We start from the raw sequence: 23,871 nt of genomic DNA, 5'->3' as shown, positions 1-23,871 counted from the left end.
CTGGCGAGACCCTGCACTCCATGCACCATGGCATCCCCATGGAGGTCATTCGCCACCCGGCTCATGACCACGCCATCGTCTGACCGGGGGAGCTCTTGAACCTTTTATTGAAGATGGCCCCCTGCCTCGTCAGCCTGCTGCTGCCGCTGGCGACGCAGGCCGAGACGCAGCCCGCAGCCCCTGCTGCCGACGGCACGGTTCCGCGCATCGCCACCGTGGACTGGACCATAGCCGAAACCCTGCTGGCCCTCGGCGTGACCCCGCTGGCCATGGGGGATGTGAACGCCTATCGCGCCTGGGTCGGCGAACCCAGGCTCCCCGCCGGGGTGATCGACATCGGCCTGCGGGCCCAGCCCAACCGGGAACTGCTGGCTGAGCTCAAGCCCGATCTCATCCTCATCTCCCCGCTGGCAGCCCCCCTGGCGCCGACCCTGTCCCGCATCGCGCCGGTGCAGTCCATCGCCCTCTATGAACCCGATGCCGAGCTGTGGCCGCGGTTGTGCGAGGCGACCCTGACCATAGCCGCGCTGGTGAACAGAACCGCCGAGGCCGAGCGCCAGCTCGCCGCGCTGGAGCGGGATCTGGCGCAGATGAAGGAGACGCTGCCCGCCGATCTGCCCCCCTTGCTGGTGGTGCAGTTCATCGACGAGCGCCATGTACGGGTGTTTGGCCGCCACAGCCTGTTCGAGGCGGTGATGGAGCGGCTCGGCCTGCGCAATGCCTGGCAGGGGGAGACCAATGCCTGGGGCTTCTCGGTGGCCAGTCTCGAGCAGTTCTTGGCCATTCCCGAGGCCAGGCTGGTGGTGGTGGATCCCATTCCCGTGGGGGTGAGTGAAAAACTGCAGGAGCCCGGGCTCTGGCAGCACCTGCCGCTGGTACAGAACACGCCCGTGCTGCATCTGCCCGCGACCTGGAGTTTCGGCGGCATGCTGGCCGCCCGTCGCTTCGCCACCCTGCTCGGCGAGGCCCTGCAGCCTCAGGGCGGCGTGGTCCTCAAGGGAGAAGCCCGATGAATCGTTTCGTCTCCTCTCCCTTGCTGCGCCCGGGCCTCTGCCTGCTGGCGCTGACCCTGGTGCTGGCCTGTGGTGAGCTGGCGCGCCAGCTGCCGGGCGCACTCTGGTGGCAGGCGCTCTTCTCCCCCGAGCTGGACGATGCCCGCCAGGCGGTCATTCACTTCAGCTGGCTGCCGCGGCTGCTGGTCTGCCTGCTGGCCGGTGCCGCCCTCGGGCTGGCCGGCACCCTGATGCAGCAGGTGCTGCGCAATCCCCTCGCGTCCCCCACCACGCTGGGGGTGGCTTCCGGCGCCCAGCTGGCGTTGATGATGGTGACCCTGTTCGCCCCCTCCTGGCTGCTGATCGGGCGCGAGTGGATCGCCATGGCGGGGGGGAGCCTCGCCATGGGGCTGGTGTTTGCCCTGGCCTGGCGTCGCCAGCTCAACCCTGTGGTCATCGTCTTTGCCGGCCTGGTGATCAACCTCTATCTGGCGGCCATCAGCATGGGGCTGCTGCTCTTCTTCCAGGAGGAGCTCAAGGGCCTGCTGGTGTGGGGCAGCGGCTCCCTGGCCCAGAACAGCTGGAGCGGCGTCCTCTACCTGCTGCCACGGCTGCTGGTGGCCGGGGTCCTGGCCGTCCTGCTGGTCCGCCCCCTGGGTGTGCTGGAGCTGGATGATGCCAGCGCCCGCAGCCTGGGGGTCTCCCTCAAGCAGCTGCGCTTTGCCGGCCTCGGGCTCGCGGTCTTCGTCACCGCCTGCGTGGTGAGCGTGGTGGGGCTCATCGGTTTCATCGGGCTGGCGGCGCCAGCCATGGTGCGACTGCTGGGGGTGAGGCCGCTCGGCCAGCGCCTGCTGTGGGCCCCCATACTGGGTGCCTTGCTGCTGGCGGCCACGGATCTGCTGCTGCAATCCCTGAGCCGCTTCTGGCCTGTGCTGATCCCGACCGGGGCCATGACGGCGCTGCTGGGGGCCCCTCTGCTGCTCTGGCTGATCCCTCGGCTTGCCTTCAAGTCAGGCGCTCCCAAGGCCGCCAGCGGCCTGACGGTGGCGCGCCATGGGGCGCCCGCTCGCCTTATCGGCCTGCTGTTGATGGGGCTGCTATTGGCGGTGGTTGCGTCCCTGCTGGTCGGGCAGGGGATGCATGGCTGGAGCTGGCCGAGCTGGCTCAGGTGGCAGGCCCAGCTGGAGTGGCGCCTGCCGCGTACCCTGGCTGCCGGTGCTGCCGGTGTGCTGCTGGCCCTGGCGGGCACCCTGTTGCAGCGGGTCAGCAACAACCCCATGGCGAGCCCGGAGCTGCTGGGGGTGAGCGGCGGCACCTTTATGGGAGTGATAGCGACGGCCTTGCTGCTGCCCGCTTTGCCGCTGCCCATGATGCTGCTGGGGGGCCTGCTCGGTGCCTTCGGCTGCCTGCTGCTGCTGGTGCTGGTCAACCGCAAGCACGGTTTCCAGCCTGAGCGGATCCTGCTCTCCGGCATCGCCATCACGGCACTGTTCGAGCCGCTGCAGGCCATCGCCCTGGCCAACGGCGATCTGCGGGTGCAGCAGCTGCTCTCCTGGATGTCCGGCTCCACCTATTACGTCACCCTGCCGGTGGCCTATGGCCTGACCGGGTTGGCGCTGCTGATGCTGGCGGCCTGCCTGCTGGTGAGCCGCTGGCTCGATCTGATGCCCATGGGGCCGGCGGTGGCGACGGCGCTCGGCATTCGTCTCAACCGCGCCCAGCTCATCATACTGCTGCTGGTGGCCGTGCTCACCGCCAGTGCGACCATGGTCATAGGCCCGCTCTCCTTCGCCGGCTTGCTGGCCCCCCACATGGCCAAGCTGATGGGGTTGGTGCGGGCCCGCTGGCACCTGCTCGGTGCGGCGGGATGCGGGGCCCTGCTGATGGTGTTGGCGGACTGGGTCGGCCAGCAGATCCTGTTCCCGCAGGAGGTGCCGGTCGGGCTGGTCTCCACCCTGTTAGGGGGCGCTTACTTCATGTGGTGCTTGCGCCGCCTCTAGGTTTGTGGATAAAAAATGCACAAAAAAGCCCGGGATCATCCCGGGCTTTTCATTGCCTGCCGTGCAGGTTTACTTGCCGATGCAGAAGCTGGAGAAGATGCGCCCCAGCAGATCGTCAGAGCTGAACTCGCCGGTGATCTCGGAGAGGGACTCCTGCGCCAGACGCAGTTCCTCGGCCACCAGCTCGCCGGCCACATAGACCTCGAGCTGCTCCCTGGCTACCAGCAGGCGCTCGGCGGCGCGCTCCAGGGCGTCCAGGTGGCGGCGGCGAGCCATGAAGCCCCCCTCTGTGTTGCCCTGAAAGCCCATGCAGGCTTTCAGGTGCTCGCGCAGGGCGGGCAGCCCCAGCTCCGTCTTGGCGGAGATGCGGTAGACGGCGTGGCCCAGCTCTTCGCTCGGCGCCAGATCTTCGCCGGTCAGGTCGGCCTTGTTGCGCACCACGGTGAGGCCGATGTTTTTTGGCAACCGATCGACGAATTCCGGCCAGATCTCCCGCGGGTCGACCGCATCCGTGGTGGTGCCATCCACCATGAAGAGCACCCGATCGGCCTGCTCTATTTCGGCCCAGGCGCGCTCGATGCCGATCTGCTCCACCTTGTCCTGGGTATCGCGCAGGCCCGCGGTGTCTATGATGTGCAGCGGCATGCCGTCCAGGTGGATGTGCTCGCGCAGCACGTCGCGGGTGGTGCCGGCGATTTCGGTGACGATGGCTGATTCGCGGCCCGCCAGGGCGTTGAGCAGGCTGGACTTGCCGGCGTTGGGACGACCGGCGATCACCACCTTCATCCCTTCCCGCAGCAGGGCGCCCTGCTTGGCCTCGCCGCGCACCGCATCCAGCTCGTCCATGATGGCGTAGAGATCCCCTGCCACCTTGCCGTCTGAGAGGAAGTCGATCTCCTCGTCCGGGAAGTCGATGGCGGCTTCCACATAGATGCGCAGCCGGGTGAGACTCTCCACCAGCTGCTGGATCTTGCCGGAGAACTGGCCCTGCAGGGAGTGCATGGCGCTGCGGGCGGCCTGCTCGCTGGAGGCTTCGATCAGATCGGCGATGGCCTCGGCCTGGGCCAGATCCAGCTTGTCGTTGAGGAAGGCGCGCTCGCTGAACTCGCCGGGGCGGGCGGGGCGGATGCCCTCGATCTGGAGGATACGGCGGATCAGCATGTCCAGGATGACGGGACCGCCGTGGCCCTGCAGCTCCAGTACATCCTCGCCGGTGAAGCTGTTGGGGGCCTTGAACAGCAGGGCTATGCCCTGATCCAGCGGCTGGCCCTGCTCGTCCTTGAACGGCAGATATTCGGCATAGCGTACTCGGGGAAGCTTGCCGAGCACGGTCTCGGCGACCCGCTCGGCGGCGGGGCCTGAGACGCGGACTATGCCGACGCCGCCACGGCCGGGGGCGGTGGCCTGGGCCACTATGGTCTCTGTTGTCATCTTGCTTGACTCGTCTGTTCGGTAATTGCGGACATTGTAATAAAAAAGGCGGCCCGAAGGCCGCCTCTTTTGTCATCAGGGGGAAGATCAGGTGCGAGTGTGCAGCCCTTTCTTCTCCAGCTGACGATAGATGATGGTCTGCTGGGTAATGGAGATGACGTTGCTCACCAGCCAGTACAGGGTCAGGCCTGCCGGGAACCAGAGGAACATGAAGGTGAAGATGATCGGCATGAACTGCATCACCTTCTGCTGCATGGGGTCCGTGATGGTGGTCGGGCTCATCTTCTGCAGATACCACATGGAGGCACCCATGAGGATCGGCAGCACGAAGAAGGGGTCCTTCACCGACAGGTCGGTGATCCACAGGGCGAACGGCGCGTGACGCAGCTCGACGGACTCCATCAGTGCCCAGTACAGGGCGATGAAGATGGGCATCTGCACCAGGATCGGCAGGCAGCCACCGAGCGGGTTGACCTTCTCCTTCTTGTACAGCTCCATCATGCCCTGGGACATCTTCTGGCGATCGTCGCCGAAGCGTTCCTTGAGCGCCGCCAGCTTGGGCTGGAGCATGCGCATCTTGGCCATGGAGGTGTACTGGGCCTTGGTCAGCGGGAACATGATGCCGCGTACCAGCAGGGTCAGCATGATGATGGCCACACCCCAGTTGCCGACGAAGCCGTGGAACACGGTCAGCAGCCAGTGCAGGGGCTGGGCGATGAACCAGAGCCAGCCGTAGTCGACGGTCAGATCCAGGTGGTTTGCCACCTTGGCCATCTGATCCTGCAGCTTGGGACCGACCCACAGCTTGCTGGTCACTTCGGCCTGCTGGCCGGCCGCCACGTCAACCATGGGGGCCTTGTAGCCGATGATGGCCTGGTCCTTGCCCGGGATCACGCGGCTGTAGAAGCTGTTGGCCTCGTTGGCGTTGGGGGTCCAGGCGGAGACGAAGTAGTGTTGCAGCATGGCGACCCAACCACCCTGGGTGGTCTTGTTCAGGTCGGCATCCTTCATCTCGTCGAAGGTGTACTTCTTGTAGCGGGTATCTTCGCTGGAGAAGGCGCCACCGCGGTAGGCACTGGCCACCATGGCATGACCTTCCTGATCCTTGGGCGTGGTCATGGTCTGCTTGAGCTGACCGTAGAACTGTACCTGGACCGGATCGGCAGACTTGTTGTCGATCTTGTAATCGACGCCCACGGCGTAATCACCGCGCTTGAGCACGAACTCCTTGGTGAAGACCACGCCCTTGCTGTCGGTCCAGGTCATGGGAACCACGATCTGATCCTGACCGTCGGCCAGCTGGTAGCTGGTCTGGGCGGCTTCATAGGTGGGACGGCCTTCGGTACGGCTGTCCGGGCCATCACGACCCACCAGACCGCTCTGGGCGACATAGATATGCTGGGGCTGGCTGGTCAGCAGTACGAACGGCTGCTCCTTGCCTTCTACCAGCTTGTGAGACAGCAGTTCGGCAGAGACGATGTCACCACCCTGGGTGTCCAGGGTCAGCTTGAGCACGTCGGAGGAGACAGTGACCAGCTTGCGGGCGGCATTGGCAGTGGTTGCTTGCTCGGAAACCTGAGGAATATCACCGGTCTGACCGGCTTCAGGCACGAAATGTTCGGTTTGGGCCACAGGGGCCGGCTTCGGAGCCTTGTCGGACTCCCACTGTTGCCAGAGCAGGAAGCTCACGAACAGCAAACCGATCAGGAGTAGATTGCGTTGTGATTGCATAGTCTTCAGTTTCTTCGCTTTGGTTGCGGAACCGGGTCATAACCACCCTCGGATAAGGGATGGCATTTTAATAGACGTTTGCTGGCTAACCAAACGCCTTTTATGAAACCGTGAAGTCGGATTGCTTCTATCGCAAATTGGGAACAAGTCGGGGTGAAACGGCAGCGCGGCCCGAGCAGGGGACTAATGATTAGCTGATACAGGCGTATCAGTTTGATAGCTACCCATTGCAACGGCGTGACAGAGTGCGCCATAGCTTTTCCAGTAACTTGAACAGTTCCTCGTTATCCATCTCCTTCACGCCGGCCTTGGCGATCACGACGATGTCGATAGCGGGCAGGTTGGCTTGATTGAGGCGGAAACTTTCCCGGACCACTCGTTTGACACGATTACGCCAGACGGCACGCTTGAGTGCTTTTTTGGGCACGGCGAGACCAAGACGGGGATGTTCGAGAGTATTGGGACAGGCGAGAAGCGTTATTTGCGGGGAAGCGGCCCGGACAGGCTCGGCGAAAACGCGTTTGAAGTGTTCGGGAGTTAACAGACGTAACTCCCGAGAGAAGGTGTGCTGGGTAGGCATTAGACTACCAGGCGGGCACGACCCTTGGCACGACGAGCGGCCAGAACTTTGCGACCGTTGGCGGTAGCCATGCGGGCGCGGAAACCGTGAGAGCGCTTGCGCTTCAGGTTGGACGGTTGAAAAGTACGTTTCATGATTCGATTCCGTATAACTGTACAGTTTTGATTGTCACACTTAGCCGACGCGCCAGCTATAGCGTGTGACGACTAGCAAAAGAGGCCGAATTCTAAACAGAGTTCGGCTTTTAGTCAATCCGCCGAAGCCGGTATCGGTCATCGACCGTGAAATAAGTCGAAGGCCGGCACAGGATCCAGAGGATCGCGGGCTCCGGATTATACTGGCCCGCCCGGGTTTAACAAGGATCCTCCATGAAAAAAGGCGGCCAGGCCGCCCAGAACTCAGGATTTCAGCACCTTGCGCAGGAACTCCCGGGTGCGAGGATCCACCGGATTGACCAGTATCTGATCCGGCGGGCCCTGCTCCACGATCCTGCCTCCCTCCATGAAGATCACCCGATCCGCGACGTCGCGGGCGAACTCGATCTCATGGGTGACCACCACCATGGTCTGGTGCTGGCGGGCGAGTTGTTTCATCAGCCCCAGCACCTCGTCCACCCACTCTGGGTCGAGGGCCGAGGTGGGCTCGTCGAACAGGATCACCTTGGAGTGGGCCGCCATGGCGCGGCCTATGCCGACCCGCTGCTGCTGACCGCCGGACAGGGAGGCCGGGTAGGCATCCTGCTTCTCGGCGAGACCTATGTCCTTGAGGATGCCGAGCGCCGTGGCACGGGCCTCCGCCTTGGGTTGCTTCCAGACGGTGATCAGCCCCTCGGCTATGTTGTCCAGCGCCGTCTTGTTGGCGAACAGGGCATAGTTCTGGAACACGAAGGAGGCCCGCTTGCGCAGCTCTATGGCTTCCCGTTCGCTGGCATTGGCCAGATCGAGCTGGATATCATCGATGGCCAGCCGACCCGCATCCGGGGTTTCCAGCAGGTTGAGACAGCGCAACAGGGTCGATTTTCCGGTACCGGACGGCCCTATGATGACGACTATCTCCCCCTTCTTTATCTCCAGATCTATGTTGTTGAGCACAACATTGTCATCGAATGCCTTGGTGAGGCCGCTCAGTTTGATCATGAGTTGTCCCTCAGTAGGCACGATTGAGACGGACTTCCAGCAGGTGCTGCAAGCGGGTGAAGAAGATGACCACCACCCAGTAGACCAGGGCCACCGCCATGAAGCTCTCGAAGAACTTGAAGGAGGAGGAGGCCTCCATCTGCGCCTTGCCCATGATCTCGGCCACCCCCAGGGTAAATGCCAGGGAGGTGCTCTTGATCATGTCGATGAAGTAGTTCATCAGGGACGGCGTCGCGATGCGGGCTGCCTGGGGCAGTATGATGCGCTGCATGGCCTGCAGCTTGGTCATGCCGATGCTGAGGGCCGCTTCCATCTGGCTCTTGTGGATGCCCAGGATGGCGGCGCGGATGGATTCCGCCATGTAGGCGGCGAAGTGCAGGGTCAGACCGACGATGGCGGCGGTAAAGGCATCCATTCCCACGAAGATGGGGAAGAGTTGCGGCAGGCCGTAGTAGAGCAGGAACAGCTGGACGAGCAGCGGAGTACCTCGAAAGAACGAGATATAGAGGATCGCCAGCCAGTGAATGACGGGAACGCGGAACACCCGCACTATCGCCAACATCAGCGACAGCACGAGTGCCAGTACGAAACCCCACAGGGCCATTTCCATGGTCGTGCCCAGGTATTTGAGCAGGATCGGAAACAGCCCCAGCGTGTACGCGAGATCGAATTCCATCATTTATTTGCTGGTGATGTCCGCCGCGAACCACTTCTCGGAGATCTGCTTGAGCGAGCCGTCTTTGCGCATGGCGGTCAGCGCCTCGTCAACCTTGGCCAGCAGCGCCTGCTGCTTGGGGGTCTTCAGGAAGGGCAGGGCGTTCTCTATGGTCTCGAACGGCTTGCCTGCCTGTTGCAGCGGCAGCTTGGATTCCTTGATCAGCTGGGCGGTGGAGACGCGGTCCATCACGAAGGCATCGATGCGACCCAGGGCGACATCCTGCTCGAAGGCGGAGTCATAGGTGCGGATGTCCATCTTGTTGTCCGGATCGTTCTTGCGCAGCAGCTCCTCGAAGTTGGAGCCCAGGTTCACCGCGACCTTCTTGCCTTCCAGGTCCTTGATGCCATGGATGGTGCTGTTGCCTTTGCGCACCACTATCTGGGCACCGTCATAGACGTAGGGCTGAGAGAAGTCGTACTTGGCCTTGCGCTCGTCTGTGATGGTGATCTGGTTGGAGATGGTATCGACCCGGCCCGTTTCCAGCATGCCGAACAGGCCGGAGAAGCTGGCGGTGACGAACTCGACCTTGTAACCGGTGCGCTCGCCAATCTGGTTCCACATGTCCACCTCAAAGCCCTGCAGCTTGTCCTGCTTGACGAAGGTGAACGGGAAATATTTGCCAGACATACCGACCTTGATGGTCTCCTGGGCGACGGCCTGGCCACTGAGCATGGCCAGCAGTATGGCGGCGCCGGACACCAGCTTGATGGATGAATACATGGGTTACCTCTCTCTGTTGTTCTGTGCTTTTAGTTTTAATGACTGATGTTGAGTGAATTTTATTGGAATAAACTCTGAAAAATAAATCTTATTTAGTTATATCAAATAACCCTGAATCACCCCGGATCCAGCCTGGTTCATGCTGTGGGTAAGTTTGGGGATGAAATGGGATCCTGAGCCGTTGGATCCTTGAAAGTCAAGGATCTTATTTGCTGGATCCACGAGCTGGCGGCTAGAGATCCAGCGGTTAAAAACGTAGAATAGCCGGTCTTTAGCTAATCAATAAACGGGAGTCTAGAGTGACTGCTTCGCTATGGCAGCAGTGCCTTAACCGGCTGCAAGATGAATTGCCCTCGGCAGAATTCAGCATGTGGATCCGGCCGCTTCAAGCGGAGTTGAGTGACAATACTCTGACCCTGTATGCACCGAATCGCTTCGTCCTGGACTGGGTACGTGACAAGTACCTGCTCAGGGTCAATGGCATCATCAACGAGATCTGTGGCGTTGATGGCCCCGCCTTGCGTTTTGATATAGGAAATCGTCCCCACCCCGTCGCCGTTGCCAGAGCACCGGTGCGCGGCGCCGCGCCTGTGAATAACTTGCAGAAGAGCTGGGAAAGCAAGGACGAAGCCAAGCCGGAGCCGAACCACAAGAGCAACACCAACGTGAACTATACCTTCGAGAATTTCGTCGAGGGCAAGTCCAACCAGTTGGCTCGTGCGGCGGCCCGTCAGGTAGCCGACAATCCGGGTGGTGCCTACAACCCCCTGTTCCTCTATGGTGGTACCGGTCTGGGCAAGACCCACCTGCTCCATGCGGTCGGCAATGCCATCAAGGATCGCAAGAAGGACGCCAAGGTCATCTACATGCACTCGGAGCGGTTCGTGCAAGACATGGTGAAGGCGCTGCAGAATAACGCCATTGAAGAGTTCAAGCGTTATTACCGTAGCGTCGATGCCCTGCTCATCGATGACATCCAGTTCTTCGCCAACAAGGAGCGCTCCCAGGAGGAGTTCTTCCACACCTTCAACGCCCTGCTTGAAGGCAACCAGCAGATCATCCTGACCTCGGACCGTTACCCGAAGGAGATCAACGGTGTCGAGGATCGCCTCAAGTCCCGCTTCGGCTGGGGCCTGACGGTGGCGATCGAGCCGCCGGAGCTGGAAACCCGGGTCGCGATCCTGATGCGCAAGGCGGACGAGAACCAGATCCACCTGCCGGACGAGGTGGCCTTCTTCATCGCCAAGCGGCTGCGATCCAACGTCCGTGAGCTGGAAGGCGCCCTCAACCGGGTCATCGCCAACGCCAATTTCACCGGCCGTGCCATCAACATCGACTTCGTGCGCGAGGCGTTGCGAGATCTGCTGGCCTTGCAGGAGAAGCTGGTCACCATCGACAACATCCAGAAGACGGTGGCGGAGTACTACAAGATCAAGTTGGCGGATCTGCTGTCCAAACGGCGCTCACGTTCCGTTGCCCGCCCGCGTCAGCTCGCCATGGCCCTGGCCAAGGAGCTGACCAACCACAGTTTGCCGGAAATAGGGGATGCCTTCGGTGGCCGTGACCACACGACCGTTCTTCATGCCTGCCGCAAGATAGAGCAGCTGAAGGAGGAGAGTCACGACATCAAGGAAGACTATTCCAACCTGATCCGTACCCTTTCGTCCTGATAACGGAACGGAGTGCACAGATGCAGCTCGAATATGCCAACCCTTTCCTCCTACTAGCAACGGAGAGCACAGATGCAGCTCGAAATTAGCCGCGAGGCCCTGTTACGTCCCCTGCAACTGGTGTCGGGCGCCCTGGGTGGCCGACCGACACTGCCCATCCTCGGCAACGTCCTGCTTGATGTGAGCCATGGTCTGCTGTCGCTGACCGGGACCGATCTCGAAGTGGAGATGATAGGCCAGGTCCATCTCGAGGGCGCCAGCCAGGATGGACGCACCACGGTACCGGCGCGCAAGCTGCTGGATATCTGCCGTGGTCTGCCGGAAGGGGCCGACATCCGTCTCAACACCGAAGGCGAGCGGCTGATCATTCGCTCCGGCCGCTCCCGCTTCAACCTGTCGACCCTGCCGGCGACCGAATACCCGAACATCGAAGACTGGGAGTCCGTGCTCGAGTTCGACATCAGCCAGCTGGAGCTTAAAAAACTCATCGAGGCGACCCAGTTCTCCATGGCGAGCCAGGATGTGCGTTATTACCTGAACGGCATGCTGTTCGAGAGCGAAGGTCACGGCCTGCGTACCGTGGCGACCGACGGTCACCGGCTGGCCACCTGCCGCCGGGAGGTGGTGCAGGAATCGCTGCCCGATCATCAGGTCATACTGCCCCGTAAAGGGGTGCTGGAATTGGTGCGCCTGCTGGAGGCGGAGGACAAGCCGGTACGGCTGCAAGTAGGCCGCAGCAACCTGCGCGCCGCCCTCGATGGCTTCATCTTCACCTCCAAGCTGGTGGATGGTCGCTTCCCCGATTGGCGCCGGGTCATCCCCCGTGGTAGCGACAAGGCCCTGATCGCCGGGCGGGAAGACATGCGTCAGGCGTTCTCCCGTGCCGCCATTCTCTCCAACGAGAAATTCCGTGGGGTGCGTCTCAATCTGCAGCAAAATTTACTGCGGATCACCGCCAACAACCCGGAACAGGAAGAAGCCGAGGAGCTGCTTGACGTACAATATGACGCCAGCGAGCTGGAGATAGGGTTCAACGTCTCGTATGTGCTCGACGTGCTGAATACGTTAAAATGTGACCAGATCCGGGTCAGCCTGAGCGATTCCATCAGCAGTGCCATTATTGAGGATTTTGACAGTCAGGACGCTCAATACGTGGTCATGCCGATGCGGATCTAGTCGTGTCCCTGGTCAAACTCCAGCTCAACGACTTTCGCAACATCCAGCACGCCAGCCTGCAGCTGTCGCCCGGCCTCAACATCCTGGTGGGCAGCAATGGCAGCGGCAAGACCAGCGTGCTGGAAGCCATTCACTACCTTGGCCTGGGCCGCTCCTTTCGCACTCATCTTACCGGGAGAGTCGTTCGCCAGGGCGAGAAGGGATTTGTCCTGTTCGCCCAGTGCGAGCTCGAGGGGCGTACGGTTCCCATCGGCCTCGCCAAGGAGAAGAATGGCGACACCCAGCTCAAGATTGCCGGGACCCAGGCCCAGCGTCTGGCGGATCTCGCCGAGCTGCTGCCGGTGCAGTTGATCCATCCCGATGGCTTCGACCTGCTGACCGGTGGTCCCCAACCGCGTCGCGCCTGGCTCGACTGGGGCGTGTTTCATCAGGAGCCGACCTTCTTCTCCCTGTGGGGGCGGGTGCGGCGGCTGCTGAAACAGCGCAATGCCTTGCTACGCACGGCGACCCAGTATCGTCAGCTGGCGTTCTGGGATCAGGAGCTGGCAAGGCTGGGTGGTGAATTGGCAGACTTTCGCGCCAAGTATTGTCAGGCCATTACGCCACTCATCCAGGAGATGACGGCGGATTTTCTACCGGAATTCGACATCAGTCTCGGTTTCTATCGGGGCTGGGAGAAGGACACCCCTCTCGGCGATTTGCTGGAGGCGGGGTTCGAACGGGATCAGAACCTGGGTTATACCGGTGTCGGCCCCCAGAAGGCCGATGTGCGCCTCAAGGCGAACGGTGTGCCGGCACAGGATATTCTGTCCCGGGGTCAGTTGAAGTTGCTGGTCTGTGCCATGCGACTGGCCCAAGGGCTCTATTTGAATCAACAGAGCAGCCGTGGCTGTATTTTTTTAATTGACGATTTTGCCTCTGAACTGGATATCGACAAGCGTCGCCTGTTGGCCAACCGCCTGAAGCAATGTGCGACCCAGGTGTTTATCACCGCCATCGATACCGGTCAGCTCGCAGACATGATGGATGCGAATGACTGCAAGTTGTTCCACGTGGAACAAGGCAAGATCTCCGAAACGCTAGAGAAGGCAGAGAGTAAGCTATGAGTGAAAATAGTTACGACTCCTCGAATATCAAGGTGCTGAAGGGGCTGGATGCGGTCCGCAAGCGCCCGGGGATGTATATCGGCGATACGGATGATGGCTCGGGTCTGCACCACATGGTGTTCGAGGTCGTCGATAACTCCATTGACGAGGCTCTGGCTGGCTACTGTTCCGATATCCAGGTCAAGATCCATTCCGATGGCTCCGTCTCGGTACGTGACAACGGCCGGGGCATCCCGGTCGACATCCACCCGGAAGAGGGCCGTTCCGCCGCCGAAGTCATCATGACGGTGCTGCACGCCGGCGGCAAGTTCGACGACAACTCCTACAAGGTGTCCGGCGGCCTGCACGGTGTGGGCGTCTCGGTGGTGAACGCCCTGTCCGACAAGCTGCTGCTGACCATTCGTCGCAATGGCCATGTCTACGAGCAGACCTATCACCTGGGCGAACCCCAGGCTCCCCTCAAGCAGATTGGCGACAGCAGCAGCGGCACGGGTACCGAAGTGCGCTTCTGGCCGAGCTCGACCATCTTCAGCGACACCCTGTTTCACTACGATATCCTGGCCAAGCGCCTGCGCGAGCTCTCCTTCCTCAACTCCGGCGTCTCCATTCGTCTCGAAGACGAGCGGGATGGCCGCGAGGTGCATTTCTGCTACGAGGGCGGCATCAAGGCATTCGTCGAATACCTGAACCAGAACAAGACGCCGATCCATCCCAAGGTGTTCCACTTCACCACCGAGCAGGACGGCATCGGTGTCGAAGTCGCCATGCAGTGGAACGACGCCTACCAGGAAGGGGTCTACTGCTTCACCAACAACATCCCCCAGCGGGATGGCGGCACCCACCTGGTGGGCTTCCGTACCGCGCTGACCCGCACCCTCAACACCTACATGGACAAGGAGGACTACAGCAAGAAGGCCAAGTCCGCCGCCAGTGGTGATGATGTCCGTGAAGGTCTGATTGCCGTTATCTCGGTCAAGGTCCCTGACCCCAAGTTCTCCTCCCAGACCAAGGACAAGCTGGTCTCTTCCGAAGTGAAGACGGCCGTGGAACAGGCGATGGGCGAGAAGCTGGCGGATTTCCTGCTGGAGAACCCGGGCGACGCCAAGATAGTGGTCAACAAGATCATCGATGCGGCCCGTGCCCGCGAAGCAGCCCGCAAGGCGCGCGAACTGACCCGTCGCAAGGGGGCGCTGGATATCGCCGGTCTGCCCGGCAAGCTGGCGGACTGTCAGGAGAAAGACCCGGCGCTGTCCGAACTCTACATAGTGGAAGGGGACTCTGCTGGCGGTTCCGCCAAGCAGGGTCGCAACCGCAAGAACCAGGCCATACTGCCGCTCAAGGGCAAGATCCTGAACGTGGAGAAGGCCCGTTTCGACAAGATGATCTCCTCCCAGGAGGTGGGCACCCTGATCACGGCACTGGGTTGCGGCATCGGTCGTGACGAGTACAACCCGGACAAGCTGCGTTATCACAACATCATCATCATGACGGATGCGGACGTGGATGGTGCGCACATCCGTACCCTGCTGCTGACCTTCTTCTACCGTCAGATGCCCGAGATCATCGAGCGTGGCTATGTCTTCATCGCCCAGCCGCCGCTCTACAAGGTCAAGAAAGGCAAGCAGGAGCAGTATCTGAAAGACGAAGATGCGCTGCTGCAATACCAGACCGCCATGGCGCTGGACGGTGCCACCCTGCACGTCAACGAGTCGGCTCCTGCCATCGGTGGCGAGGCGCTGGAGCGTCTGGTCAACCAGCACCGTGCCGTGTCTCACCTGATCACCCGCATGTCTCGCCGTGCCCCGGATGCCGTCTTGACCCAGCTGATCTATCAGCCCGAGTTGAACGAAACCCTGCTGGCCAGCGAGAGTGAACTGCAGGCCTGGTGCCAGGGCATGGAGGCCGTGCTCAACGAGAGCAATCACGGCATCCAGTACCAGATCCAGATCCGTCGCGACGAGGAGCGCAGCCTGTTTGTGCCCCACGCCGTGGTGCGTCAGCACGGTGTCGATCGCGAGTATCCGATCAGCTACGACTTCCTGCAGTCCAACGAGTACCGCCAGCTGGTCTCCCTGGGCAAGGAGATCGCCAACCTGATCGAGGAAGGCGGCTACATCAAGCGTGGCGAGAAGGTGAAGCCGGTGGCCAGCTTCGTCGAGGCGGTCGACTGGCTGATGGGCGAAGGCAAGCGCGGCATCTACATCCAGCGTTATAAAGGGCTGGGGGAGATGAACCCGGATCAGCTGTGGGAAACCACCATGGATCCGGAAGCCCGCCGCATGCTGCGGGTCACCATCGAAGACGCCGTCGGTGCCGACCAGCTCTTCTCCACCCTGATGGGGGATGCCGTAGAACCACGTCGCGACTTTATCGAGACCAACGCCCTGCGGGTCGCCAACCTCGACGTCTAATCGACGCAGTCAGACAGCAGAAAGCCGCTCCTTGTGAGCGGCTTTTTTATTGTCAGGGGCGGGGAGATGGCATGTTCCACGTGAAACATGAAACCGCCTTGATGTTGCTGGTAGCGACTCAGCCCAGTTCCGGTGCCAGGCAGTAGATACGCAGGCGATGGCCATCGGGATCCAGCGCCATGGCGGTGTAGCCAAACGCCATCCGGGTCGGCTGCTGCACTATGGTCAGGCCGCGAGCCTGCCACTTCGCCAGACCCGTATCGACGCTGGCCTCGTCGGGCAGGGGGAAGGCCAGCTCCATGGCGCCGGCACCCTGGGTCACGGCGGGCTCGACGGTGGCACTGGACCAGATCGCCAGCTTTGCTCCCGACTCGAACACGAACATGGCGAAGGCAGGGGACTCCTCCACCGGCGGGCGACCGAACAGCTCGCGGTAGAAGTGGACGCTGCTGGCCGGGTCGGTGACATAGAGGATGGTGAACGGTGGGACTGACAACATGGTGATGCTCCTTGATTTGGGGAGGGCGCATCGGCGCCGACCCCGTCAGCATGGCGCTACCTGCTGTCAGTTTCTGTCAGCAATGAATCTGGGTTGCGGGATCTGCTGGGTGGTGCGCCACGCTTTCAGCAGGCTCTCCCTGCTTTTGGGATAGCGGCTCTCCTCTGGCTGCATCCGGGTGATGCGATCGACCCGAAAGTGGCGAAAACCCTGACGCAGCTCGCACCAGGTGACCAGGACTCGTACCTGCTCGAAGTAGCCAAGAGCGAAGGGCCAGACGGTGCGCTCAGACGTCTCTTCCTTGAGATCCCGATAGCTGAGGGTCACCTTGCGCTGCCGGCGGATGGCGCTGCGCAGCGGCGCTTCATCGGTGAGGTTGTCGCTGCGGGAGGTGCCGATCAGCAGGGCATTGCTCTGGAGCTGCTGGCGATAGTCGGCGGGCAGCACGGCTTCTATCTTGGCCAGCGCGCTGCTGGCCGATGCACTCAAGGCGCCGTCACCGTGCGCGACGACCCAGCGGGACCCCAGCACCAGCGCATCCAGCTCCTCCTCGCTGAACATCAGTGGCGGCAACGTGAAGCCGGGGCGAAGCACATAACCGATACCCGGTTCTCCCTCGATATGGGCACCTTACCCTTGCAGGGTGGCGATATCTCGATAGAGGGTGCGCAGGCTGATGCCAAGCTGGCTGGCCAGTTCAGAGCCCGTGATGGCGTAGCGGTGGCCGCGCAGCAGCTGGAGCAGGGCCAGCAGGCGTTCGGAACGGGACATGATATGACTCCTGAGTATTTCTGGTTAGCCTGCCATAGCGGGTTGAACCGGTACAGGGGGCGTCATCAGACGTTGTGGCCACGAAAAGAGTGGCGCCATTCACTCGGGGATACCCCGAAACGGGCGCGAAAATGCTGGCGCAGTATGGCGGCCGTCTTCAGCCCCACCAGCTCGGCGATGCGATCCATGGAGTGGCCGCTCGTCTCCAGCAACTCCTGGCTGCGCCTGAGGCGCTCGGCCAGCAGCCACTCCCCGACGGAGAGGCCGGTCGCCTGCTGGAAGCGACGGGTGAAGGTGCGCCGGCTCATCAGGCAGTGCTCTGCCAGTGTGTCCAGGTTGTGAGGCTCGGCCAGGTGCATGCGCAGGTGATCGAACAGCTGGTTGATCCTGGCGTCCCGAGTGGAGGCGGGCACCGGCTGCTCGATGAACTGGGCCTGGCCCCCGTTTCTATGGGGCGGCACCACCAGCCGCCTGGCCAGCTTGTTGGCGATCCGGCTGCCATGGTGTTCGCGCACCAGGTAGAGGCAGCAGTCCAGCCCGGCGGCGGTGCCGGCCGAGGTGATCAGGCCCTCATCGTCCACGTAGAGGGCATTGGTATCGAGCCGCACGGCGGGAAAGCGGCCCATGAAGTCCTGCTCGAACTCCCAGTGGGTCGAGGCCCTGCGTCCCTCCAGCAGACCGGCATAGGTCAGCACATAGGTGCCCAGACAGAGCCCCACTATCTGGGCGCCCCTGCTTCGGGCGGCAACCAGGGCATCGAGCAGCGGCTGGGCCGGTTGCTCGGCCGGATCGCGCCAGAAGGGGATGATGACGATGTCCGCCCCGATCAATCCCTCCAGCCCGTGGCTGGCGTCGATGCGAAAACCCTGGGCTGAACCGGGCTGGCGGGTGGCGTCGCCGGCGCAGAGCCTGAGTTCGAACAGGGAGGCGCCAGGCATCATGGTGTCGCCGAAGATGAGGCAGGGCACGGCGCAGTGAAAGGGGCTGAAGTGATCGAAGGTGATGACGGCGACGACGATGGGATTGGGCATGGTGGCAAACTCCTTTGCACTCGGCTCCCCATGATAAGGGGCGGCAACAGAAAGCCGAAGGGCCATGTGATCACATGGCCCGCTCGATCAGAGGGTGATGGACTCACCATCCTCGGGCACCAGTACCCGCGTTGCCATCCCCTGGCTGCCGAGGTAGTCGCGCAGCTCGCGCCTTGTCAGCAGGGCATGATTGACCGCCTCCATGTGGCTGGCGATCAGGGTGGCCTGTGGCGCAGCTTGATAGACGGCGGCGACATCCTCCTTGCCCATGATGATGGAACCCAGCCCCGGCACCTGGGCATCGCCACAGTTGAGGATGACGACCTCGGGCTGGTGCTGTTGCAGCGCTTGCTCAACCTGGGCGTTCCAGACGGTGTCACCCGCCAGATAGAGGGTCTTCTCTGCGGGATGGGAGAAGACCACGCCGGATACCTCACCCAGCCGTTCGGCCAGCACCGCCATGACCTGATCGTTGCCGTGTTGCCCCTCGGTCTGTTGCAACCGGATCCCGGCAAACTCGGCCTGCTCTCTGAGCAGGCGCACATCCATGAAGCCGCTGGCGCTGATGGTGTCGGCATCCTTCTGATGCTGCACAAACAGCGGGAGGTGTTTGGGGACCTGCTGCTGAGCGGCCGGGTCCCAGTGGTCGAGGTGATCATGGGTCACTATCACAGCATCCACATCGAGGATCTCCGCCATGGGCAGGGGCAGTTCGACCAGGGGATTGCGCAGCTGGCTGTTGGCCGTTCCCTCAAACCCCGGGAGGCTGCCCTTGGCAGACAACATGGGATCGATCAGGAAGCGGGTGCCGGCGTAGTGGATGAGCAGGGTGGCATTGCGAACCTGGGTTACTTGCATGGTGTGCTCCGGTCTCTGGTTGGGGGACAACCAGTATGGCGCGCAGCGGATCGAGGAATGAGTGGCCCTCGGGCCGAATATCATGCTAATCGAGCCATTTTCGACGCTGACGGGCGACCAAAAATTTCTTTCATTTTTTCCCTTGAAAGGAAAAAGTGAGCCCCTATATAGGTAACAAGGCCGGAACGCTCGACAGAGGTTTCGACCAGGCGCCCGTCCATATGGAGGGCAAACAATCCGTTATCGCTCACAAGAGGGTAATACTATGCGTTCTATCGACTTTTCTCCGCTCTATCGTTCTGCCATTGGTTTCGATCGTCTGGCCAATCTCATCGAATCTGCGGCCAGCAATGGCAATGCCGGTTATCCCCCCTACAACATCGAGCAGCTGGGTGACAACGACTACCGCATCAGTATGGCGGTGGCGGGCTTTACCCAGGAAGAGCTGGAGCTGAGCTTCCAGGAAAATCTGCTGACGGTGAAGGGCAACAAGCAGGCCGACTCCGAGCGCCACTATCTCTATCAAGGCATAGCCGAGCGCGGTTTCGAGCGTCGCTTCCAGCTGGCCGATTATGTGCGGGTGAAGGGGGCCGATCTCAAGAATGGTCTGCTGCACATCGATCTGGCCCGTGAAGTGCCCGAGGCGATGAAGCCCCGCAAGATCGAGATCAACGGCTGACAGCCTGAACTCACAGCGATTTTCAAGTTTCCCAGGTGCCGATGACGGGCCTGTGGAGAGTCAAACCTGTTGCTTGTTAGAAGGATAGGATCATGCGTAACCTCGATTTTTCTCACCTCTCTTCCAATGCCGTCGGCTTCGAGCGGATGGCCCGCGAGCTGGAAGGTCTGTTCGATCAGAAGACCACAGCTTACCCCCCGTACAACATCGAAAAGCGCGATCAGGATGGCTATCGCATCACGGTCGCCGTGGCTGGCTTCGAGCGCGACGAGCTGGAGCTGGAGACCGAGAACGGCACCCTCAAGGTGAAGGGGCGCAAGGACGCTGCGGCCGGTGAGCGTCAGTTCCTCCATCAGGGGATCGCCGAGCGCGACTTCGAGCTCGCCTTCAAGCTGAGCCAGCACGTGGAAGTGCAGGGGGCCAGACTGGAGCACGGTCTGCTGACCATAGAGCTGGCCCGGGAACTGCCGGAGGCGCTCAAGCCCCGCGCCATCCCCATCGGCAAGCCCGATCAGCTGGCGCTGCCCGGCTAAGCCAGACGGCCGACAGCCCCATAGTCCATAGAGAGAAGAGAGGCCTGCATCGCAGGCCTCTCTGTTTTTGCATCGCCGGATTGGGTCAGCCAGCGTAGAGGGCGTTGATCTCGTCCGCCAGTATGGCCACACCGCGCCGCACCAGATCTTCGCTCTGGGCGTAGTTGAGGCGGATGCACTCCTGGCTGTGGCGCCACTCGGGGTCGTCGATGCCGGGGAAGAAGTAGTGACCCGGCACTATCAGCAGGTTCTTCGCCTTCAACCGCTCGTAGAGCGCCTGACAGTGGATCGGCAGGCCTTCGAACCAGAGCCAGAGGAAGAGGGCACCCTCCGGCTTGTGGATGTGGAAGCGCGGGTCGGGAATGGCTTCCCGCAGCAGCTGTACGGCGAAGTTGGCCTTCTGCTGGTAGAAGGGTTTCACCACCTGTTCGCTCAGGGCGATGATGTCGCCGCTCTCTATCATGGGGATGGTGATGGCCGGCCCCAGGCTGCCCGGCGCCAGGTTGATGATGCCGCTCAGGTTGGTGATGGCCTGGACTATCTTCTCGTCGGCGATGACGATGCCGCAGCGAGTGCCCGGCAGTCCCAGTTTGGAGAGGCTCATGCAGAGGATGGTGTTGGCGTTCCAGAACGGCTTGGCTTCGCTGAAGATGATGCCGGGGAAGGGCACGCCATAGGCGTTGTCGATGAGCAGCGGTATCCCCTTGTCGCGGGCGATCTGATCCAGATGCTCTATCTCTTCATCGGTGAGTACGTTGCCTGTGGGATTGGTGGGGCGGGAGACGCAGATCACCCCTATGTCGTCACCCACCTCCAGGCTCTCGAAATCCACATGGTATTTGAACTGGCCGTCGGCCAGCTTCTCTATGGTGGGCTTGTAGGCGACGAAGTGATCGTCCGAGAGGGCCGAGTCGGCATAGCCGATGTATTCGGGAGCCAGGGGGAAGAGCACCTTCTTCTTGCGGCCGTCGGCGAACTCGCCCGCCAGCAGGTTGAACAGATAGAAGAAGGCATTCTGGCTGCCGTTGGTCAGGGCTATGTTGCGAGCCGTGATATCCCAGCCCAGCTCCTTGCTGAGCAGGGCGGCCAGGGCCCTGGTGAACCTGTCCTTGCCCTGGGGGCCATCGTAGTTGGCCATGGCCTTGATCAGTTCCCCGTTGTCGAGCAGTTGCCTGGCCTCGCTCTGAAAGCGCTCAAGCATGGCAGGAATGGGGGCCGGGTTGCCGCCGCCCAGCATGATGGCGTCCGGATTGAGCAGCCCCTGATTGAGGTCATCCATGAGTTGGGTAATGCCGGCGTGGCGAGTGAACTTCTCGCCGAACAAGGAAAATTCCATTCGGTAATGCATCCAGAGTATGTAACGGGGATGTAGCACCTTAGCTCAGTTCAAAAGCGGGTGTCGATGAAAAATATCCCTTGTTCCACGTGGAACGAACATCCCATGGATGCCATGGCTAAATTCACCATTTGTTGGTGTAAAGCAGCACCCATGATTAGTCTCGCTTGGCTATTTTCATCATGGTTTTAAATAAATGTGTTTTATATCAGTGTGTTGTGATTTTGGCATGACTATTGGAATAGTCAGGGAGTCATAGGGATAACCACCGGAGAATGCAAGATGAAGCACCTGATCGCCACCCTGATATTGAGCACCCTGAGTCTGACCGCCATGGCCGATGAGACCAGCCGACCCGAACTGGATCTGGCCAGCCTGCACCAGGAGATCCGGGAGCAGCAGTTGCAAGCGTCCCAGGATCTGGTGCGCGAGGCCATCAGCAACCTCAGACCATTGGCCCTGGATACCCTGGTGGTGGAGGCCAGTCCCGCGGTGGCCACTCACCCCGAGAGTTGAGGTGGCGCAGGGGCGTCTGCCCCGTATGCTGCTTGAAGAAGGCGATGAAGGCGCTGTCGCTGGAGAACGTCAGGGCAGAAGCGACCCGGCTGATGGGTTCCCCTTCTGCCAGCAGCTCCATGGCCCGTAGCAGGCGCCACTGCTGGCGCCAGGCCTGATAGCCCATGCCGGTCTCCTTCATGAAGATGCGGCCTATGGTCTTGTCACTGGCACCCACCCGCTCGGCCAGCCGGTTGAGCCGATCGGGCAGGGCCTCACCCCGTTTCAACTCCTGTAACCAGACCCCCAGGCGCGCGTCCGTCGGCAGCGGCAGTTGCCAGGATTCCTGCGGCGCTTGCGCCAGCTCCTCCTCGAACAGCGCCAGCATGCGGCGCTGCTCCGCTTGTGGCTTGTCCCAGGGCCAGAGCGCCATCCGCTCTATGATCTCCCGCAACAGCGAATTGACCGCGATCACCTGCATTCCCTCCGGCTGTGTGGGGGTTGGCCTGAAATAGAGGGAGCGGTAGGCCACCACCCCGCGCATCAAGACTCTGTGAGGGGTGCCCGCCGGCAGCCAGGCCGCCCGGCTGGGCGGCAACAGGCAGACCCGGTTGCCCAGTTCGATCGTCATGCAGCCGGCCTGGGCGAACAGCAGTTGATGGCGCTGGTGCCTGTGCAGGCCGGAGTCGTGCCAGCCCAGGGCTGAGGCGATGCCGATCACGGGACCCGACTGCTGGTCAGGGTCGAAAGGGTGATCGGGAAGGATAAAGGCCATATGTCCGATTTCTGATATTTATAGTCCTGCATATTGTAATCAGACAGTACCCATCTCTCTAGAATGACGACCTCTTGTGAAGGAGGTTGGTCATGAACAACAAGTTGCCATCCCGTTGGCTGATGGTGGGATTGATGATGTTTCCCCAGCTGGTGGAGACCATCTACAGCCCGGTGCTGACCCAGATCGCCAGCCAGTTTCGGGTGAGCGAGGGGCAGGCATCCCAGACCCTGTCGGTCTATTTCCTGGCGTTTGCGGTGGGTGTGGTCTGCTGGGGCAGGCTCTGCGATCTCGTCGGGCGGCGTCCCGCCATGCTGGCAGGTCTGCTCACCTATGGTGTCGGCACCCTGCTGGCGCTGTTGGCCAATGAGTTCGAGGTGTTGCTACTGGCCAGGGTCATCTCGGCCTTCGGCGCCGCCGTGGGTTCCGTGGTGACCCAGACCATGCTGCGCGACAGCTATCAGGGCGGCGAGCTGGCGCGGGTCTTCTCGGTGATGGGGATCGCGCTCTCCCTCAGCCCCGTGCTGGGGTTGGTGAGCGGCGGCCTGCTGGCTGAGCGGCTTGGCTATCTCGGGGTCTTCAGCGGCCTGCTGGTGCTGGCGGCAGTATTGCTGCTGGTGGCCGGTCGGTGGCTGCCGGAAACCCGTCCAGCCATGACTTTGCGGGTTGCGCTCTGGCCGCTGGCGTGCCGGATGATGAAAGATGGCGGGCTCTGGCGCAGTGCCCTGCTGGTCGCCCTGTTCAACACCATGCTGTTTGGCTACTACAGTCTGGCCCCCTTCCTGTTTGCCGGACTGGGATTGAGCACCGGCGAGTTTGGTTACTCGGGGGTCTTGCTGGCGCTGGCGACCCTGCTCGGCAGCCTGTTCAACAAGCATCTGCTGGGAAGAGGGTGGCAGCCGTCATCCCTGATCAGGCTGGCCTGCACTCTGGCACTGGTTGCCGGGCTGCTGGTCTGGGCGAGCCAGGATTTGCTCTGGTTCCTGCTGCCCATGATGGGGGTGGTCGTGGCGTTTGGCATCGCCATTCCCAATGTGCTGAGCCAGGCCCTGCTGGCCTATCTGGAGGTGGCGGGCAGCGCAGGTGCCCTGTTCGGGCTGGCCTATTATCTGCTGCTCGGCCTGGGGCTGGGCGTGGCGGCCGGCTTGCAGGATCTCGGTCTGCTGATCACGGGCTGCGGCCTGCTGGCACTCTGGTGCAGTCGGCGCCGTTCCACGTGAAAC

General features: G+C 61.7%; 23 protein-coding genes and 1 pseudogene. 10 read left to right on the top strand and 14 right to left on the bottom strand.

Annotated features, from left to right (window positions below; genetic code table 11):
• The first annotated feature begins 113 nt into the window (after window positions 1–113).
• Both BN1119_RS16230 and fhuB read left to right on the top strand, forming a co-directional pair.
• Window positions 114–1,013: an ABC transporter substrate-binding protein gene (locus BN1119_RS16230; RefSeq protein WP_042000482.1), complete on the top strand. Its 900-nt coding sequence runs from the start codon at window positions 114–116 to the stop codon at window positions 1,011–1,013.
• Window positions 1,010–2,992, top strand: coding sequence for a Fe(3+)-hydroxamate ABC transporter permease FhuB (gene fhuB / locus BN1119_RS16225; protein WP_042000371.1), 1,983 nt, complete (start codon window positions 1,010–1,012; stop codon window positions 2,990–2,992). The genes BN1119_RS16230 and fhuB overlap by 4 nt, the downstream gene beginning before the upstream one ends.
• Before the next feature lie 69 nt (window positions 2,993–3,061).
• Here fhuB and mnmE read toward each other — a convergent pair whose 3' ends face one another.
• The 8 genes from mnmE to BN1119_RS16195 all read right to left on the bottom strand — a co-directional run bounded on the left by mnmE (window position 3,062) and on the right by BN1119_RS16195 (window position 9,308).
• On the bottom strand, window positions 3,062–4,423 hold the full coding sequence (gene mnmE / locus BN1119_RS16220; protein WP_042000368.1) for a tRNA uridine-5-carboxymethylaminomethyl(34) synthesis GTPase MnmE: 1,362 nt from the start codon (window positions 4,421–4,423) through the stop codon (window positions 3,062–3,064).
• Window positions 4,424–4,510: 87 nt separating this feature from the next.
• Window positions 4,511–6,154 (bottom strand): membrane protein insertase YidC, encoded by a 1,644-nt coding sequence (yidC, locus tag BN1119_RS16215; RefSeq protein WP_042000366.1) that lies wholly within the window; start codon window positions 6,152–6,154, stop codon window positions 4,511–4,513.
• Window positions 6,155–6,159: 5 nt separating this feature from the next.
• Window positions 6,160–6,408: a membrane protein insertion efficiency factor YidD gene (gene yidD / locus BN1119_RS20240; protein ID WP_010672280.1), complete on the bottom strand. Its 249-nt coding sequence runs from the start codon at window positions 6,406–6,408 to the stop codon at window positions 6,160–6,162.
• Window positions 6,375–6,734: a ribonuclease P protein component gene (gene rnpA, locus BN1119_RS20235; RefSeq protein ID WP_011707927.1), complete on the bottom strand. Its 360-nt coding sequence runs from the start codon at window positions 6,732–6,734 to the stop codon at window positions 6,375–6,377. Before rnpA ends, yidD begins: the two co-directional genes overlap by 34 nt.
• Window positions 6,734–6,868, bottom strand: a complete 135-nt coding sequence (gene rpmH / locus BN1119_RS20230) for a 50S ribosomal protein L34 (RefSeq protein WP_005307156.1) — start codon at window positions 6,866–6,868, stop codon at window positions 6,734–6,736. Before rpmH ends, rnpA begins: the two co-directional genes overlap by 1 nt.
• A gap of 264 nt (window positions 6,869–7,132) precedes the next feature.
• Entirely contained in the window at window positions 7,133–7,870 is a 738-nt protein-coding gene (locus BN1119_RS16205; protein ID WP_042000360.1) for an amino acid ABC transporter ATP-binding protein, read from the bottom strand.
• Window positions 7,871–7,880: 10 nt separating this feature from the next.
• Window positions 7,881–8,549, bottom strand: coding sequence for an amino acid ABC transporter permease (locus tag BN1119_RS16200; RefSeq protein WP_084205516.1), 669 nt, complete (start codon window positions 8,547–8,549; stop codon window positions 7,881–7,883).
• Complete coding sequence (locus tag BN1119_RS16195; RefSeq protein WP_042000357.1) at window positions 8,550–9,308, bottom strand: amino acid ABC transporter substrate-binding protein; 759 nt, start codon at window positions 9,306–9,308, stop codon at window positions 8,550–8,552.
• Between the two features lie 299 nt (window positions 9,309–9,607).
• Between BN1119_RS16195 and dnaA the strand changes: the two genes are divergently transcribed.
• From dnaA to gyrB, 4 genes are all read left to right on the top strand, one after another.
• Window positions 9,608–10,978 (top strand): chromosomal replication initiator protein DnaA, encoded by a 1,371-nt coding sequence (dnaA, locus tag BN1119_RS16190; RefSeq protein ID WP_042000353.1) that lies wholly within the window; start codon window positions 9,608–9,610, stop codon window positions 10,976–10,978.
• Window positions 10,979–11,050: 72 nt separating this feature from the next.
• The gene (dnaN, locus tag BN1119_RS16185) at window positions 11,051–12,154 is read left to right on the top strand and encodes a DNA polymerase III subunit beta (RefSeq protein WP_042000350.1); all 1,104 of its coding nucleotides are present in this window, start codon (window positions 11,051–11,053) and stop codon (window positions 12,152–12,154) included.
• Window positions 12,155–12,156: 2 nt separating this feature from the next.
• Complete coding sequence (gene recF, locus BN1119_RS16180; protein ID WP_042000347.1) at window positions 12,157–13,260, top strand: DNA replication/repair protein RecF; 1,104 nt, start codon at window positions 12,157–12,159, stop codon at window positions 13,258–13,260.
• Complete coding sequence (gyrB, locus tag BN1119_RS16175; protein WP_042000344.1) at window positions 13,257–15,671, top strand: DNA topoisomerase (ATP-hydrolyzing) subunit B; 2,415 nt, start codon at window positions 13,257–13,259, stop codon at window positions 15,669–15,671. The genes recF and gyrB overlap by 4 nt, the downstream gene beginning before the upstream one ends.
• 118 nt (window positions 15,672–15,789) lie before the next feature.
• Here the strand turns inward: gyrB and BN1119_RS16170 are convergent, their stop codons facing one another.
• The 4 genes and pseudogenes from BN1119_RS16170 to BN1119_RS16155 all read right to left on the bottom strand — a co-directional run bounded on the left by BN1119_RS16170 (window position 15,790) and on the right by BN1119_RS16155 (window position 18,830).
• Entirely contained in the window at window positions 15,790–16,167 is a 378-nt protein-coding gene (locus BN1119_RS16170) for a VOC family protein (protein ID WP_084205522.1), read from the bottom strand.
• Between the two features lie 69 nt (window positions 16,168–16,236).
• Window positions 16,237–16,941: pseudogene (locus BN1119_RS16165) on the bottom strand (helix-turn-helix transcriptional regulator).
• A 65-nt stretch (window positions 16,942–17,006) separates the two neighbouring features.
• Entirely contained in the window at window positions 17,007–17,972 is a 966-nt protein-coding gene (locus BN1119_RS16160; RefSeq protein WP_042000338.1) for a GlxA family transcriptional regulator, read from the bottom strand.
• Window positions 17,973–18,059: 87 nt separating this feature from the next.
• Complete coding sequence (locus tag BN1119_RS16155) at window positions 18,060–18,830, bottom strand: MBL fold metallo-hydrolase (RefSeq protein WP_042000335.1); 771 nt, start codon at window positions 18,828–18,830, stop codon at window positions 18,060–18,062.
• Between the two features lie 265 nt (window positions 18,831–19,095).
• Between BN1119_RS16155 and BN1119_RS16150 the strand changes: the two genes are divergently transcribed.
• Window positions 19,096–19,509: an Hsp20 family protein gene (locus BN1119_RS16150; protein ID WP_042000332.1), complete on the top strand. Its 414-nt coding sequence runs from the start codon at window positions 19,096–19,098 to the stop codon at window positions 19,507–19,509.
• Window positions 19,510–19,601: 92 nt separating this feature from the next.
• Window positions 19,602–20,042 carry an Hsp20 family protein gene (locus BN1119_RS16145; protein ID WP_042000329.1) on the top strand — a complete coding sequence of 147 codons (441 nt, stop codon included), beginning with the start codon at window positions 19,602–19,604 and terminating at the stop codon, window positions 20,040–20,042.
• An 85-nt stretch (window positions 20,043–20,127) separates the two neighbouring features.
• On the opposite strand, the gene BN1119_RS16140 is transcribed toward BN1119_RS16145, so the two are convergent.
• Window positions 20,128–21,378, bottom strand: coding sequence for a valine--pyruvate transaminase (locus tag BN1119_RS16140; RefSeq protein ID WP_042000325.1), 1,251 nt, complete (start codon window positions 21,376–21,378; stop codon window positions 20,128–20,130).
• A gap of 282 nt (window positions 21,379–21,660) precedes the next feature.
• Here BN1119_RS16140 and BN1119_RS16135 point away from each other — a divergent pair, with 282 nt between their 5' ends.
• Window positions 21,661–21,894, top strand: coding sequence for a hypothetical protein (locus tag BN1119_RS16135; protein ID WP_042000323.1), 234 nt, complete (start codon window positions 21,661–21,663; stop codon window positions 21,892–21,894).
• Here BN1119_RS16135 and BN1119_RS16130 read toward each other — a convergent pair.
• Complete coding sequence (locus tag BN1119_RS16130; RefSeq protein WP_042000322.1) at window positions 21,824–22,648, bottom strand: AraC family transcriptional regulator; 825 nt, start codon at window positions 22,646–22,648, stop codon at window positions 21,824–21,826. The two genes, BN1119_RS16135 and BN1119_RS16130, sit on opposite strands and share 71 nt — an antisense overlap.
• A gap of 92 nt (window positions 22,649–22,740) precedes the next feature.
• On the opposite strand from BN1119_RS16130, the gene BN1119_RS16125 reads away from it, so the two are divergent.
• A complete protein-coding gene (locus tag BN1119_RS16125; RefSeq protein WP_042000319.1) occupies window positions 22,741–23,868 on the top strand; it encodes a multidrug effflux MFS transporter in 1,128 nt (375 codons plus the stop codon).
• Window positions 23,869–23,871 lie beyond the last annotated feature (3 nt).

This window comes from Aeromonas bivalvium, from assembly GCF_000819765.1.
In the GTDB taxonomy this organism is placed as follows: domain Bacteria; phylum Pseudomonadota; class Gammaproteobacteria; order Enterobacterales; family Aeromonadaceae; genus Aeromonas; species Aeromonas bivalvium.
The sequence above is the reverse complement of the archived record's forward strand: the minus strand, read 5'-3'. Positions and strand labels throughout refer to the sequence as shown.

Excerpts from the sequence above, each read along its gene's own strand:
- BN1119_RS16230 (WP_042000482.1), top strand. The coding sequence starts at position 114 with ATGGCCCCCTGCCTCGTCAGCCTGCTGCTGCCGCTGGCGACGCAGGCC.
- fhuB (WP_042000371.1), top strand. The coding sequence starts at position 1,010 with ATGAATCGTTTCGTCTCCTCTCCCTTGCTGCGCCCGGGCCTCTGCCTG.
- mnmE (WP_042000368.1), bottom strand. The coding sequence starts at position 4,423 with ATGACAACAGAGACCATAGTGGCCCAGGCCACCGCCCCCGGCCGTGGC.
- yidC (WP_042000366.1), bottom strand. The coding sequence starts at position 6,154 with ATGCAATCACAACGCAATCTACTCCTGATCGGTTTGCTGTTCGTGAGC.
- yidD (WP_010672280.1), bottom strand. The coding sequence starts at position 6,408 with ATGGCGCACTCTGTCACGCCGTTGCAATGGGTAGCTATCAAACTGATA.
- rnpA (WP_011707927.1), bottom strand. The coding sequence starts at position 6,734 with ATGCCTACCCAGCACACCTTCTCTCGGGAGTTACGTCTGTTAACTCCC.
- rpmH (WP_005307156.1), bottom strand. The coding sequence starts at position 6,868 with ATGAAACGTACTTTTCAACCGTCCAACCTGAAGCGCAAGCGCTCTCAC.
- BN1119_RS16205 (WP_042000360.1), bottom strand. The coding sequence starts at position 7,870 with ATGATCAAACTGAGCGGCCTCACCAAGGCATTCGATGACAATGTTGTG.
- BN1119_RS16200 (WP_084205516.1), bottom strand. The coding sequence starts at position 8,549 with ATGATGGAATTCGATCTCGCGTACACGCTGGGGCTGTTTCCGATCCTG.
- BN1119_RS16195 (WP_042000357.1), bottom strand. The coding sequence starts at position 9,308 with ATGTATTCATCCATCAAGCTGGTGTCCGGCGCCGCCATACTGCTGGCC.
- dnaN (WP_042000350.1), top strand. The coding sequence starts at position 11,051 with ATGCAGCTCGAAATTAGCCGCGAGGCCCTGTTACGTCCCCTGCAACTG.
- gyrB (WP_042000344.1), top strand. The coding sequence starts at position 13,257 with ATGAGTGAAAATAGTTACGACTCCTCGAATATCAAGGTGCTGAAGGGG.
- BN1119_RS16160 (WP_042000338.1), bottom strand. The coding sequence starts at position 17,972 with ATGCCCAATCCCATCGTCGTCGCCGTCATCACCTTCGATCACTTCAGC.
- BN1119_RS16155 (WP_042000335.1), bottom strand. The coding sequence starts at position 18,830 with ATGCAAGTAACCCAGGTTCGCAATGCCACCCTGCTCATCCACTACGCC.
- BN1119_RS16150 (WP_042000332.1), top strand. The coding sequence starts at position 19,096 with ATGCGTTCTATCGACTTTTCTCCGCTCTATCGTTCTGCCATTGGTTTC.
- BN1119_RS16145 (WP_042000329.1), top strand. The coding sequence starts at position 19,602 with ATGCGTAACCTCGATTTTTCTCACCTCTCTTCCAATGCCGTCGGCTTC.
- BN1119_RS16140 (WP_042000325.1), bottom strand. The coding sequence starts at position 21,378 with ATGGAATTTTCCTTGTTCGGCGAGAAGTTCACTCGCCACGCCGGCATT.
- BN1119_RS16135 (WP_042000323.1), top strand. The coding sequence starts at position 21,661 with ATGAAGCACCTGATCGCCACCCTGATATTGAGCACCCTGAGTCTGACC.
- BN1119_RS16130 (WP_042000322.1), bottom strand. The coding sequence starts at position 22,648 with ATGGCCTTTATCCTTCCCGATCACCCTTTCGACCCTGACCAGCAGTCG.
- BN1119_RS16125 (WP_042000319.1), top strand. The coding sequence starts at position 22,741 with ATGAACAACAAGTTGCCATCCCGTTGGCTGATGGTGGGATTGATGATG.